This window comes from Streptomyces sp. NPDC090106, from assembly GCF_044747265.1.
Lineage (GTDB): Bacteria > Actinomycetota > Actinomycetes > Streptomycetales > Streptomycetaceae > Streptomyces.
This window is the reverse complement of sequence record NZ_JBIVDS010000010.1, coordinates 359,851-372,872: the sequence shown is the minus strand read 5'-3', so window position 1 is coordinate 372,872 and position 13,022 is coordinate 359,851. Positions and strand designations below refer to the sequence as shown.

General features: G+C 73.1%; 10 protein-coding genes. 4 read left to right on the top strand and 6 right to left on the bottom strand.

The genetic code is table 11. From position 1 onward, the window contains the following. The first annotated feature begins 923 nt into the window (after positions 1–923). Positions 924–1,883 (top strand): threonine/serine dehydratase, encoded by a 960-nt coding sequence (locus tag ACIPSE_RS31390; RefSeq protein WP_401669266.1) that lies wholly within the window; start codon positions 924–926, stop codon positions 1,881–1,883. 125 nt (positions 1,884–2,008) lie between these two features. Then, the gene (locus tag ACIPSE_RS31385) at positions 2,009–3,592 is read left to right on the top strand and encodes a serine/threonine protein kinase (protein WP_401669107.1); all 1,584 of its coding nucleotides are present in this window, start codon (positions 2,009–2,011) and stop codon (positions 3,590–3,592) included. Here the strand turns inward: ACIPSE_RS31385 and ACIPSE_RS31380 are convergent. After that, positions 3,584–4,987, bottom strand: coding sequence for a serine hydrolase domain-containing protein (locus ACIPSE_RS31380; RefSeq protein ID WP_401669104.1), 1,404 nt, complete (start codon positions 4,985–4,987; stop codon positions 3,584–3,586). The two genes, ACIPSE_RS31385 and ACIPSE_RS31380, sit on opposite strands and share 9 nt — an antisense overlap. A 163-nt stretch (positions 4,988–5,150) precedes the next feature. Here ACIPSE_RS31380 and ACIPSE_RS31375 point away from each other — a divergent pair, with 163 nt between their 5' ends. Next, positions 5,151–6,191 carry a hypothetical protein gene (locus tag ACIPSE_RS31375; protein WP_401669101.1) on the top strand — a complete coding sequence of 347 codons (1,041 nt, stop codon included), beginning with the start codon at positions 5,151–5,153 and terminating at the stop codon, positions 6,189–6,191. 30 nt (positions 6,192–6,221) lie between these two features. On the opposite strand, the gene ACIPSE_RS31370 is transcribed toward ACIPSE_RS31375, so the two are convergent. Both ACIPSE_RS31370 and ACIPSE_RS31365 read right to left on the bottom strand, forming a co-directional pair. Then, positions 6,222–6,704 carry a DUF6328 family protein gene (locus ACIPSE_RS31370; protein WP_401669098.1) on the bottom strand — a complete coding sequence of 161 codons (483 nt, stop codon included), beginning with the start codon at positions 6,702–6,704 and terminating at the stop codon, positions 6,222–6,224. Positions 6,705–6,760: 56 nt separating this feature from the next. Beyond that, on the bottom strand, positions 6,761–7,744 hold the full coding sequence (locus ACIPSE_RS31365) for an aldo/keto reductase (protein ID WP_401669095.1): 984 nt from the start codon (positions 7,742–7,744) through the stop codon (positions 6,761–6,763). Between the two features lie 137 nt (positions 7,745–7,881). On the opposite strand from ACIPSE_RS31365, the gene ACIPSE_RS31360 reads away from it, so the two are divergent. Beyond that, positions 7,882–9,582 carry a cholesterol oxidase substrate-binding domain-containing protein gene (locus ACIPSE_RS31360; RefSeq protein ID WP_401669093.1) on the top strand — a complete coding sequence of 567 codons (1,701 nt, stop codon included), beginning with the start codon at positions 7,882–7,884 and terminating at the stop codon, positions 9,580–9,582. A 47-nt stretch (positions 9,583–9,629) separates the two neighbouring features. Here ACIPSE_RS31360 and ACIPSE_RS31355 read toward each other — a convergent pair whose 3' ends face one another. The 3 genes from ACIPSE_RS31355 to ACIPSE_RS31345 all read right to left on the bottom strand — a co-directional run bounded on the left by ACIPSE_RS31355 (position 9,630) and on the right by ACIPSE_RS31345 (position 13,010). After that, a complete protein-coding gene (locus ACIPSE_RS31355) occupies positions 9,630–10,214 on the bottom strand; it encodes a TetR family transcriptional regulator (RefSeq protein WP_401669090.1) in 585 nt (194 codons plus the stop codon). Continuing rightward, positions 10,211–11,719, bottom strand: a complete 1,509-nt coding sequence (locus tag ACIPSE_RS31350; RefSeq protein ID WP_401669087.1) for an MFS transporter — start codon at positions 11,717–11,719, stop codon at positions 10,211–10,213. Before ACIPSE_RS31350 ends, ACIPSE_RS31355 begins: the two co-directional genes overlap by 4 nt. 85 nt (positions 11,720–11,804) lie before the next feature. Then, positions 11,805–13,010, bottom strand: coding sequence for an FAD-dependent monooxygenase (locus tag ACIPSE_RS31345; protein WP_401669084.1), 1,206 nt, complete (start codon positions 13,008–13,010; stop codon positions 11,805–11,807). Positions 13,011–13,022: the final 12 nt, after the last annotated feature.

The window sequence follows — 13,022 nt, the reverse complement described above, 5'->3', positions numbered from 1 at the left end:
AGGCCGGTCCACCCGGACACGCACTCGTGCCGCCCCGACGCCACACGAGCGTCACCCGCAACCGACACACCGGTCGCCCCGCATCCGCGGACCGGTGGACCAGAACCCGCACGCGCGCGTCGGCCCCTGTCCGCACGCAGATCACCAGAGCCCGCGCACGGGCCGCACGATGCCCGCAGGCCGGTCCACCCGGACACGCACTCGTGCCGCCCCGACGCCACACGAGCGTCACCCGCAACCGACACACCGGTCGCCCCGCATCCGCGGACCGGTGGGCCAGAACCCGCACGCGCGCGTCGGCCCCTGTCCGCACGCAGACCGCCAGAGCCCGCGCACGGGCCGCACGATGCCCGCAGGCCGGTCCACCCGGACACGCATTCGCATCGAACCGGCGCCGCACAGGGGCCACCTGGCATCCGCAGACAGGTGGGGCGAGACATACACGCGCGTCGGCCCGCGTCCACATGCCGGTCGACCAGGATCCGTCCAAGTGACCCCACGTCCGGAGACCGATCGGCCAGGACCCGCACACGGATCGCCCCTCGCCCGCACACAGGTCGGCCCGCGTCCGCACACGCGTCGCCCCGCCCCCCACAGACCAATCCGCCCGAACAGGCAACGCACCGCCCGACGCCACACCCTCACAGGGGCCGCCCTGCGCCGGAGACAGGTGGGACGAGCCACGCACACAAGTCGGCCCCCGTCCGCCTGCACGTCGGCCGGGACCCGCACACGCATCGCCCCACCCCCACAGACCAGCGCGCCCCGGCATGCACACGCACCGCCCGACCCGGCGCACAGTCCGGCCAAGGCCCCCGCGCAGGTCACGCCACCGCCCCCGCACACTCGCCCGCGCCCCCACCCCGCCCTCCGACGTAGGGTCGGACGCAGTGCGGATGCTCCGCATCGAAAGGGTGACTGCCTTGATCGGGATCTCCGACATCGAAGCCGCGGCCGAGCTGATCGCCGGACACGTCGTCCGTACTCCCACCGTCCCGAGCCCCGGGCTGTCCGCGCTGCTCGGCGCCCCGGTCACCGCCAAGCTCGAACTCCTGCAACGCACCGGTTCGTTCAAGGCGCGCGGGGCGACGGCGAAGCTGCTCTCGCTGAGCGAGGCGGAGCGGGCCGCCGGGGTCGTGGCGGTCAGCGGCGGCAACCACGGCATCGCGCTGGCGATGACGGCCGCGGACCTCCAGGTGAAGGCCACGGTCGTCATGCCCCGGTCCGCGCCCGCCCGCGCGGTGGAGATCGCCGAGAACGCGGGCGCGGCGGTGCGGCTCACCGACGACATGGACAGCGCGTTCTCGCTGGTGAACCGGTTGCGGGACGAAGGGCTCACGCTGGTGCACCCCTTCGACGACCCGCTGGTCGTCGCCGGACAGGGCACCGTGGGCCTGGAGTTCGACGAGGACGCGGGGGACGTCACCGACGTCCTGGTCAGCATCGGGGGCGGCGGGCTGATCGCGGGCGTCGCGGCGGCGCTGCGTGCCCGTCGGCCCGGTGTGCGGATCTGGGGCGTGGAGACCGAGGGCGCGCAGGCCATGTCGGAGGCGCTCGCCGCGGGCGGCCCGGTGCCGGTCGCGCTGTCGTCGATCGTCTCCACGCTGAGCGCGCCGTCGGTGTCCCGGCTGACCTACGACCATGTGGCGGCGCTGGTCGACGAGGTGCTGGTGGTGCCGGACCGGGAGGCCGTGCGGGGCTCGCTCCAGCTCGCCGACCACGCCAAGGTGTGGGCCGAACCGGCCGCCGGATGCCTGCTCCCCGCCGCGCGCCAGGTGGTGGCACGGGTCGGCGACGGCGCGCGGCTCGGGCTCGTCGTGTGCGGGGGCAACGCGACCACCGGAGACGTCTTCGGGTGGGCGCGGGGGTTCGGCCTTCTCTGAACCACCGCCCGGCATCGCGGTTTTGACCGTTGGTCAGGGAATGTCTTGTCAAACCGCTGAACGCAGACGGTGATGTCCCGCGTACCTGAGGGAAAGGTGAACCGGCGGTTCAGCGAGGGATGACCATGGGCAAGGCGCACGCTTCCACACAAGAGCTGGTCGCCGGACGGTACCGGCTCCTGGAGGTGCTCCACCGCGAGACCAACCGCGTCTGCTGGTACGGCGAGGACGTCGAGGCGGGCCGTCCCTGTCTGCTCACGCAGATCGGCCTGCCGCCGGACCCGGACGGCGAGAGCGCGCGCCGGGCCGTCGCCCGGGTCATCCGGATGTCGGAGACCATGGGGCGGCTGTGCCCGGGGCGGGTCGCCACGGTCGTCGACGCCGTCGAGGAGTACGGCACGCTGTGGACGGTCACCGAGTGGATCGAGGGCACCCCGCTGGGCCAGCTCCTCGCCCGGGAGGGCACGTTCAACTACGTGCGGGCGGCGCGCATCGGCCTGGAGCTGCTGGACGTGCTGGAGGCCGGGCACGGTGAGGGCATCACGCACGGCGAGCTGAGCCCCGGCCAGGTGTTCGTGCGCGACAGGGGCCCGGTCGTGGTGACCGGCTTCGGGCTGGCCGGGGCGACCCTCGCGCCCCGCGTCACCGCACCGTCGTACGCCTCCCCGGAGCAGGCGCGGGACGAGCGGATCGGTCCCGCGGCGGATCTGTGGGCGCTCGGCGCGATGCTGTACACGATGGTCGAGGGCAAGCCGCCGTACCGGGACCGGGACGCCCCGGAGACCACGCTGCGGGGTGTGGACCGGCTGCCGCTGCGCAGTCCGGTGCGGGCCGGTCCGCTGACCCTGACCGTGCAGGGGCTGCTGCGCAAGGACTGCCGCGACCGGCTGACCCGCCCGGTGGTGCGCGAGGCGCTGAACCGGGTGCTGCACGAGGACCCCGACGCGACGCTCGCCTCGGTCCCCCGTCCCCGGCTGCGCGGCCTGAACGCGGGCGGGCCGGGCTGGAGCAGACGGACGATGGCCGCAGGGACGGCCCTGGCGGTCGTGACCGTGGCGATGGCGGTCGTCGCCGTGACCCGTGAACTGCCGGGCGGCACCGCCGACTCGGCGACCGACGTGTCCCCCGCGCGGCCCTCCGCGTCCGCCGCCGACACCCCGCCCCCGAGCGCCTCGCAGCCGCCCGCGGCGACCCCCACGCCCACGCCGACGCCGACGCCGAGCACCGCTCCCCCGTCGAGCGCGGCGCCCGACTTCCGGACGTACAACGCGCCCGAGGGCTTCTCCCTCTCGCTGCCCACGGGCTGGACGGTGCTGGAGACCCGGCGCCAGGACGACCTGGCGTACCGGGTTCTCCTGGGCGCCGAGGACGACCCGCGCACCCTGGCGGTCACGTACAGCACGCGCATCGACGCCGGCCCGGTGGCCGTGTGGCGCGACGACGTGGAGCCCGGTCTGAAGGAGTCGGCCGACTACCGGCGGCTCGGGGCGATCCGGTCGACGACGTACCAGGGCAACGAGGCCGCCGACATGGAGTGGCTCGACACGGTCGACGGCACCCGGGTGCACACCCTCGGCCGCGGCTTCCTCCTGGGCGACGGCATCGGCTACTCCCTGCGCTGGACGACCCCGGCGGCCGAGTGGAACGACACCGCCAACCAGGAGACACTCACGACGATCCTGCGGACGTTCCGCGTCCCGTCACCCTGAGTCGCGCGGCGCCCGCATCGCCCGCAGCGGGGCGTTGTGCAGCGGCTGGGTGCGCCAGCGGGCGGTGAACGTGCCGTCGGCGAGCGAGCAGGTCAGCAGCAGATGGTGCGGGGTCTCCAGGAGGATCACGTCCAGCTCCAGGGTGTCGGGGCCGGTCCACCCTCCGCTGACGGCGGCGGGCACCGGAGCGTCGGTGACCGTCCAGCCGGGTCCGCCGAACCGCAGTTCCAGCCGGTGCCCGTCCTCGACGAGGGTCAGCCGGCCGTCCTCGGTCACCTCCACGTCCGTGAGCCTGGGGCGTTCGGTGCGGACACCGCCGTCCGGCGTGAAGGAGGCCTTCGTCGGTACGGACTCGCCCGGGGCGGGCGCCAGGGCGAGTCCGGCGAGCCGCTCCGTCAGGGCCGCTTCCTCGTCGTCCCGGCCGGACAGCGGGCCGTCGGTGAAGGCGGGCAGGAGGTGCCGCCAGGCCAGCGTGAGGACCTGCTGCATCTGGTCGGTGTCGGAGGTGATCGCGATCACCGCGTCCTGCTCGGGCAGCACCAGGCAGAACTGCCCGTACGCCCCGTCGCCGCGGTAGCCGTGCCGGCCCATCCAGAACTGGAAGCCGTAGCCCTGCCCCCAGTCGGGCCAGCCGCCCTCGGGCGTGGCGACGTGCGCGCGGGTCGCCTCGGCCACCCAGCCCGGCGGCAGCAGCCGCTCGCCCTCCCAGACGCCGTCCTGGAGGTACAGCTGCCCGAGCCGCGCGATCACGTCGGTCGTGGCGTGCAGTCCGCTGAAGCCGAGCTGGCGCCCGGCCCGGTCCCGCAGCCAGGACACGTCCCCGGCGCCGAGCGGGTCGAGGAGCCGGGAGCGCAGATAGCCGGTGAGGCTCTGCCCGCTCAGCTTCTGGACGATCGCGGCGAGCGCGTAGGTGGCGGGCTGGTTGTAGGCGAAGACGCTGCCGGGTTCCTGCTCCGGGGGCACCAGCAGGAACCCGCGCACCAGTTCCTGCCGGTCCAGGGCCAGCGCCCGGTCGACGGTCTCCTCGGTGTGTCCGCTCGCCATGGACGCCGTGTGCCGGACGAGCATCGACCGGCTGCGCGGATCGGTGATGTCCGCCTCGAACTCGGGGAAGTGGGAGAGCACCGGGTCGTCGAGACGGACCAGCCCCTCACCGACCGCGAGGGCGAGGGCCGTGGAGGTGAAGCTCTTGCTGAGGGAGTACAGGAGGTGGGGCCGGTCCGCCGCGTACGGCGCCCACCAGCCGGACGCCACCAGCTTGCCGTGGCGCAGGATCATCAGACTGTGCGGTTCGATGTCGGGGGCGCCGTCGAGGGCGTCGACGAAGGCGAGGACTCCGGTGGCGTCGACGCCTTCGGCGGACGGCGCGCTCACGGGCAGCTGGCGAACACTCATACGGGCATCCTCTCCTCATCGTGGAGAATGATCGAGAGCGCGAACGGACACCCGTTCCCTCCCGCAGGCATGCCAAAACCAGAGCAACCGGTACATATAGGCTGCCTGTTGCGCGTGCGCGGCACGTGTTCCGAAGCCCTCACCCCTTCCAGGAGAGTCCCCTGTGACCGTAGCCCTCGCCCCGTCCGAGACCTCCGAGACCTCCGACGCCTCCCCCGCGCCCCTGTCGGACCTCGTCGCGCAGGACGCGCGCGAGTTCGGCACCTACGCGCGGACCGGCGGATGGGCCTTCGGCCTGATGGTGGCCCGGAGCGTACGGCCCGGCGGCCAGGGCGCGGACGAGACGCCGAAGGTGTCCGCGAAGGAGTTCGCCGAGCTCGCCGGCTGCTCCGCCGACCGCGTCATGCGCTACTACAAGGCGTGGGACAAGGCCGCCGACGACGGTCTCGTCCCGCAGTTCGAGGCGCTCGCCCCGGGCCAGGAGGTCGAGCTGCCGGAGGCCGACGTCTGGCTCGGCTACTACACCTCCCGCAACAGCGCGACCTCCGAGCGCGGCACCGCCATCACGGAGGCCGCCGAGGCCGAGGGCATCCGGCCCACGAAGGCGCTGGAGGTCGCCGAGAACCCCACCGCGCTGCGGGCCGCGATCCTCGCCGACCCCTCCACCGCGCGGGCGGCCCGCCAGGCGCTCCTGGACCGGGTGCGCGAGGACCCGGAGCTCCAGGCCGAGCTGGCCCGGGACGTCGTGCGCACCGACGACCTGAAGAAGGCCGTGGCCACCGAGTCCCGGGCCGCCGACCGCATCGGCTACGTCCGCCAGATCGCCGAGTCGGGCCAGATCAAGACCCCGGCCGGGCAGACCATCGACGCGCCGGTCGACCTGCGCCAGGAGGCCGAGCGGCATCTGTCGCTGATCGAGGAGCTCGACGAGGACGAGGACACCGGCGAGTGGGCCACCGAGGCCTACGACACCCTCAAGAACCTCGTCGTGGAGACCGTGGAGGCGGACCCCGAACTCCGTGTCCAGGAGCGCCGGACGAAGTTCTACAGCAGCCTCCAGAAGGCCACGAAGGTGTTCGAGGAGCTGACCTTCGACGACGTGCAGGAGTTCGTCGAGGACGACATGGTGCAGCAGCTGGAGGAGCTCCAGCAGGCCATCGCCTCGTGCATCACCGCCCTGCGCGGGGCCAAGCCGGCCGAGTAGGGGGGAGGCGGGCGTCCGCCGGGCCCGCGGTCAGTCCTCCGTGTACCGGTTCCGGATCCACAGCGGCAGCAGGAACCAGCACAGCAGGTACCAGGCGACCACCGCGCCGACGATCCAGGGGACGAACCAGTCGTGGGTGGCGACCCGCAGGATCAGCAGCAGGGACGAGGTCGTCGTGGCGAGCAGCAGGACCAGGCCGACGAAGGTGAGCCGGGAGGCCCACCGCACCGCGTGCGGTTTGACCCGGTGCCCGGAGACCAGCCGGTGCAGGGAGACCGGGCCGATGAGGGCACCGGTGGCGGCGGCGCCCAGCACGACCGTCACGAGGTAGATCGTCTTCTCGGTGTCGCCCAGCTCGGCGTACTTGGGCGTGAAGACCACGGTGAGCAGGAGGCCGAACAGGATCTGGACGCCCGTCTGGGCCACCCGGACCTCCTGGAGCAGCTCGACCCACATCCGGTCGGCGCGTTCGTCGTCGGTCTCGTCGCGGCCCCTGCGCCGTTCGGCGGTCATACGTCACGGGTGACCCGGTGCCGTCTTTTCAAACGGTCACCGGGTCGGCGGCGCGGCTACCAGCGGTTCTCGACCTGCTCCTTGATCCGGTCGTCGTAGATGCCCCGGATCGCGGCGAGGGTGTCGCCGGACAGCTCGGGCAGCGCGGCGGCGGCAGCGTTGGCGCGGGCCTGCTCGGGGTTGCGGGCCCCGGGGATCACCGTGGTCACGCCGGGCTGCTGGACGATCCAGCGCAGGGCGAGCTGGGCCGGGGTGTACCCCTCGGGGGCGAGCGCGGAGAACGCGGCGGCGGCCTCGACGCCTGTCGCGTAGTCGACGCCGGAGAACGTCTCGCCGACGTCGAAGGACTCGCCGTGCCGGTTGTAGGTGCGGTGGTCGTTCTCGGGGAAGACGGTGTCCTTGGTGTACTTGCCCGACAGCAGGCCCGACGCCAGCGGCACGCGCGCGATGATGCCGACGCCGGCCTCCTGGGCGGCGGGGAGCACCTTGGCGAGGGGCTTCATCCGGAACGCGTTGAAGATGATCTGGACGCTGGCCACGCCCGGCCGGGCGATCGCGGCCAGGGCCTCGTCGCAGGTCTCGACGCTGACGCCGTACGCGGCGATGCGCTCCTCCTCGACGAGGGTGTCGAGGGCGTCGTACACCTCGTCCGAGGAGTAGACCGGGGTGGGCGGGCAGTGCAGCTGCACGAGGTCGAGCCGGTCGACGCCGAGGTTGCGGCGCGAACGGTCGTTCCAGGCGCGGAAGTTGTCCAGGACGTAGTTCTGCGGGATCTGCTCGACCCGGCGGCCCATCTTGGTCGCGACGAACACATGGAGGTCGGGTCGGCCGCGCAGGAACGTGGCGATGGTCTGCTCGCTGCGGCCGTCGCCGTAGACGTCCGCGGTGTCGAAGAAGGTGACGCCGGACTCGGCCGCCGCCTCCAGGACCGCGAGGGCCTCCTTGTCGTCGACGTCGCCCCAGTCGGCGCCCAGTTGCCATGTGCCCAGACCGATGACGGACGCCCGCTGACCGAGCCTGCCGAAAGTGCGTTCTTCCATGGCGTCAGTCTGTCATCTGTCGGCGTACCGCGCGGAACGGGCCCCTCCGGGCGGAATCCCGTGAATCGTTCACTCACACGGGTGACTCGTTTCAGTGTGTTGCCGAGGGTGGCCGGGTGATCCCTACGGTGGCGGCCGTGACTGATCGTCCAGCGAGCAACCACACGTCCTGGAACCGGCGCGGCTTCCTGCTGGCCTCCGCGGCCCTGGCCGCCGCCCCGGTTCTGCTGCCCGCCGACCCCGCTGCCGCCGCCGAGGAACTGCCGGGCTTCCCGGCGGACGTCGGCCTGTACCGCTCCGCCTACCGCAACTGGGTCGGCGAGATCACCGCCGACGGGCTGTGGGCGTGCGCCCCGGCCGACGGGGACCAGGTCGTCTCGGTCGTCAACTGGGTCCGGGTCAGCGGCTGGACGGTGCGCGCCCGGGGCCACGCGCACGGCTGGTCGCCGCTGACGCTCACCGAGGACACCGCCCCGGACGCGAAGGTCCTCCTGCTCGACACCGTCCCGCACCTGACCGGGCTGTCCCTGGAGTCGCCGACCGCCGTGCGGGCCGGCACCGGCGTCTCCATGGAGGCGCTGCTGACCTTCCTGGAGGGGCACGGCCTGGGCCTGACCGCCGCGCCCGCGCCCGGCGACCTCAGCCTCGGCGGGGCGCTCGCGATCGACGCGCACGGCACGGCGGTGCCCGCCGAGGGCGAGACGAGGGCGCCGGGCCAGACGTACGGGTCGCTGAGCAACCGGCTGCTGTCGCTCACGGCGGTGGTGTGGGACGAGGCGAGCGGCGCCTACGCGCGACGGACCTTCGCGCGCGACGAGGCCGACGCCGCCGCGCTCCTCACCCACCTGGGGCGGGCCCTGGTGACCGAGGTGGTGCTGCGGGTCGGCGCGAACGCGAACCTCCGGTGCGTGAGCCGCACGGACATCCCGGCGGCCGAACTGTTCGCCGCGCCCGGCAGCGGCGGCCGGACCCTGGCGCGCCATCTGGACGAGGCCGGACGGGTGGAGGCGATCTGGTTCGCGTTCACGGACTTCCCCTGGCTCAAGGTGTGGAGCGTCGAGCCGGCCAAGCCCCCCACCTCGCGCCGGGTGACCTCGCCCTACAACTACCCCTTCTCCGACAACGTGCCCGCCGTCGTGGCGGATCTCGCCGGACGGATGGTGTCGGAGGCCGCCTGGTACCTCGCGCCGGTGCTGGGCAACGCGCAGTACGACGCCGCCGCGCTCGGGCTGGTGACGACCTCGTCGGCCGACCTCTGGGGGCCGTCGAAGAACACGCTGCTCTATCTCAGGCCCACCACGCTCAGGATCAACGCCAACGGATACGCCGTGCTCACCGCCAGGGATCAAGTGCAGCGCGTGGTCGCCGATTTCACGAACTTCTACCGGGAGCGGCTGGCCGCCTACGCGGCGCTCGGGCGGTTCCCCGTCAACGGTTCCGTGGAGATCCGGGTCACCGGCCTCGACGACCCCGCCCACGCCGGACTCGACGGCGCCCGCGCCCCGTCGCTGTCCGCGCTGCGCCCCGACCCGGCGCACCCCGAGTGGGACACGGCCGTCTGGCTGGACGTCCTGACACTGCCGGGGACGCCGTACGCGGAGGCCTTCCTGCGCGAGGTCGAACGGTTCCTGCTGGACCGCTTCGCGGGCACCCGGGTGGAGTGGTCCAAGGGCTGGGCGTACACGGACGACGCGGTGTGGGCCGACGAGGAGGTCCTCACCGAGCGGATCCCCGCGTCCCTCGGGGAGGGCACGTGGGGACAGGCGGCGGGCGTCCTGGACCGCCTCGACCCGCACGGGGTGTTCCGCAACGCCTTCCTGGACCGGCTGTTCGGCTAGGCCGTGTCCGCGAAGTCCCGCCTGCCCGGCGACACCCGGCACGCGCCCTAGGGCGTGAGCTGGGTCTGGACCAGGGGGGCGTAGCGGTCGACGATGTCGTCGACCTCGCTCGCCCTCAGGTGCGGGGCGCGGACGATGCCGTACATCACGCCGAGGCCCAGCAGGGTGCCGACGGCGAGTTCGGCGCGCAGGTCCGCCTCAGGTCCCTCCAGGCGGGCGGCGAGGCGTTCGGTGACCTGGGCGCGGAAGTTGGTGCGGAGGATGTCGCCCTGGTCGCCGTGCAGGGGTGCGAAGACGATCCGGAGGAGCGGGTCGGCGCCGCGCTCGCTCTGGCTGACCAGCACGAGCCGGACCATGTGCGCGCCGAGTTCGGTCGTCGGCGCGTCCAGGAGCGCCTCCGCGTCGGTCTCGAAGGACATCACGCGGGCGAACAGGGCGTCCTTGTTGCCGAAGTACTTCATGATCAGCGGCGGGCTGACCCCGGCGCGTTCGGCGATGTCCCTGAGGGTGATGTCGGTGTGGGCGTGCCGGGCCAGGAGGTAGCGGGCCGACTTGAGGATGGCGGCCTTGGTCGCCTCGGCGTCGCGGCGCGGTGCGGCGCCCTGCGGGGGTGCGGTGCTCACGGCCCTCATGCTCCCTCCAGCACCTGCTTCCCGGCACGCCCGAAGCGGTGTGTCCGGCCCTTGGCGGCGCCCTCGCCGGTGTTGTCGGCGTCACCGGGGATGGTCAGCGCGGCAGCGCAGGCGAGCAGGGCCACCGCGCCGGCCATGGCGAAGGCGATCAGGTAGCCGTGCAGCGTGGGCACCGCGAGGCCGCCGACCGGGCTGGTGTGGTGGACGAGGACGGCGGCGACGGCGGCGCTGGAGACCGCCTGTCCGATGGTGCGCATCAGGACGTTGACGCCGTTGGCGGAGGCGGTCTGCTCGGCCGGCACGGCGCGCAGGATCAGGGTGGGCAGGGCCGAGTAGGCGAGGGTGGTGCCGGTGGCCACGACCGTCGCGCCCACGATGACCATCCACAGGTCACGGCTGTCGGCGATCCGCACGGCGTAGCCGCACGCGATGACCGCAGCGCCGAGCGCGAGCGTGATCCGGGGCCCCCGGGCGGCGGAGATCCGGGCCGACAGCGGCGAGAACAGCAGCATGGTGAGGCCGCCGGGCAGCAGGCACAGGCCGGTCTCCACGATCGAGAGACCGAGCCCGGACCCGGTGGCCTTCGGCGCCTGGACCAGCTGGGCGGTGACGAGCGAGTTGGCGTAGAAGGCGAAGCCGGTGAGCAGGGCCGCCACATGGGACAGGCCGACCCGGGGGCGGGAGACGAGCCTCAGGTCGACCAGGGGCTCGGCGGTGCGCAGCTGCTGCCACCACCACACCGCGAGGACCAGCACCGCGGCGGCGAACAGGCCCAGCACCGGCCCGCTGCTCCAGCCCCACTCCCCGCCCTGGGACACGCCCAGCAGCAGGCACACCAGCCCGGCGGCGATCCCCAGGGCGCCCAGGACGTCGAAGCGCCCGGACTGCCGTACGGGCGACTCCCGCACCGCCCACCACACCCCGGCCACGCCCAGGGCGCCGAGGAGGGACGTCAGCCAGAACATGGTGTGCCAGTCGGCGTACTGGACGACCAGCGCGGCCAGCGGCAGGCCGAGGGCGGCGCCGATGCCGACGGTGGAGCTCATCAGGGCGACGGCGGAGCCGCGCCGCTCGGGAGGCAGTTCGTCGCGCAGGATGCTGATCGACAGCGGCACCACGGAGGCGGCGGCGCCCTGGAGGGCACGGGCGACGATGAGCACGGTGATGTCGGACGACAACGCGCACATGACGGAGCCGACGGTCATGAGGACGAGCGCGCCCGTGAGCACCCGCCGCTTGCCGTACATGTCACCGGCCCGGCCGAGGACGGGGGTCAGGACGGCCCCGGCGAGCAGGGTCGCGGTGACCATCCAGGAGACGGCGCCCGGCGAGGAGTGCGTCAGCCGGGGCAGGTCGGGCAGCAGCGGCACGACGACGGTCTGCATGACGGCCATGAGGATGCCGCCGAACGCCAGCACCGGGATCGTGAGCCGTTCACGCAGGGCCCGCTTCCCGGCGGGCTCGGCTATCGGACCGCGGTCGGCCGCCGGTGCGGGCTGCTCCATCGGGACTCCAGACGAAAAAGAGGGTGAATGGCTATTCACCTTAACCGGTGAATAGCCATTCACCCTACCTTCGCAGCCTGGAGCGTCAGTCGCGCGAGGCCAGCCGCCGCGCGTGCACGGACCGCGCGAGCCTCGGGCCGAGCCAGCGCTTGAGCCGCCGCAGGGCGCCCAGCCGTCCCACGGCCCGGTCCAGCCGGTAGTAGAGCCGGGGCGGGACGTGCGGCAGCAGGGGCGAGTGGCGCTGGCCGAGCAACGCGAACATCTGCCGCGGGGGCAGCTGGATGTAGCGCGGGAGCTCCTCGTACCACTGGGCGCTGTAGCGGGCGGCACTCTGCACGGAGAGCAGTTCCGCCTTGCGTTCGCTCTCGTAGCGGGCGAGGGCCTCGGGGATCGTGGCGCTCTCGCGCAGCGCCCCGGCCAGGGCCATGGCGTCCTCCAGGGCGAGGGTGGTGCCCGCGCCGATGGAGTAGTGGGTGGTGTGCGCGGCGTCGCCCATGAGGACGAGGTTGCCGTGGGTCCAGGTCCGGTTGGTCAGGGTGCGGAAGTTCAGCCACTGGGACCCGGCCTGCACCAGCAGGGGGTGGCCGTCGAGGACGTCGGCGAAGAGCTTCTCCAGGACGGCGAGTCCCTCGGCCTCGTCGGCCCGGTCCAGGCCGAGGCCCGCCCAGGTCTCGGGGGCGCACTCGATGACGAGGGTGCTGCGGTCGGGGCCGAAGCCGTAGCCGTAGCACCAGATCCAGCCGTGGTCGGTCTCGACGAAGGCGAAGTGGAAGGCGTCGAAGACCTGGGTGGTGCCGAGCCAGACGTAGTGGTTGCGGCCGGCCCTGACCTCGGTGCCGAAGTGGTCGGCGTGGGCGGTGCGCAGCGCGCTGTGGACACCGTCGCCGGCCACCACGAGGTCTGCCTCGGGGAGGTTGTCGGCGGTGACGGGCGCCTCGAACTCCAGCCGTACGCCGAGTTCGCGGGCCCTGGCGGCGAGGATCTCCAGCAGCCGGTGGCGGCCGATGCCGTGCCCCTCGTCGCCGCGGTGGCGGGTGGTGAGGTCCCGCACGTGGGCGACGCCGTCGTTCCAGCGGACGGAGTTCTCCTCGACGGCGCGCGCGGAGACGGGGTCGTGCTCGTGGAGCCTGTCGAGCAGTCCACGCCAGTAGGTGACGCCCCAGCCGTAGGTGGAGCCCTCCGGATTGCGCTCGTGGACGGTGATGTCGTGGGACGGGTCCTGGAGTTTCAGCAGGATGGAGAGGTACAGGCCGGCGGGCCCGCCTCCGACGCAGGAGACCTTCACGCGCACCTCTGGAAGTTA

What these genes read in the sequence shown, in the direction of transcription:
- ACIPSE_RS31385 (WP_401669107.1), top strand. Translation starts at nt 2,009, where the DNA reads ATGGGCAAGGCGCACGCTTCCACACAAGAGCTGGTCGCCGGACGGTAC.
- ACIPSE_RS31355 (WP_401669090.1), bottom strand. Translation starts at nt 10,214, where the DNA reads ATGAGGGCCGTGAGCACCGCACCCCCGCAGGGCGCCGCACCGCGCCGC.
- ACIPSE_RS31370 (WP_401669098.1), bottom strand. Translation starts at nt 6,704, where the DNA reads ATGACCGCCGAACGGCGCAGGGGCCGCGACGAGACCGACGACGAACGC.
- ACIPSE_RS31365 (WP_401669095.1), bottom strand. Translation starts at nt 7,744, where the DNA reads ATGGAAGAACGCACTTTCGGCAGGCTCGGTCAGCGGGCGTCCGTCATC.
- ACIPSE_RS31350 (WP_401669087.1), bottom strand. Translation starts at nt 11,719, where the DNA reads ATGGAGCAGCCCGCACCGGCGGCCGACCGCGGTCCGATAGCCGAGCCC.
- ACIPSE_RS31380 (WP_401669104.1), bottom strand. Translation starts at nt 4,987, where the DNA reads ATGAGTGTTCGCCAGCTGCCCGTGAGCGCGCCGTCCGCCGAAGGCGTC.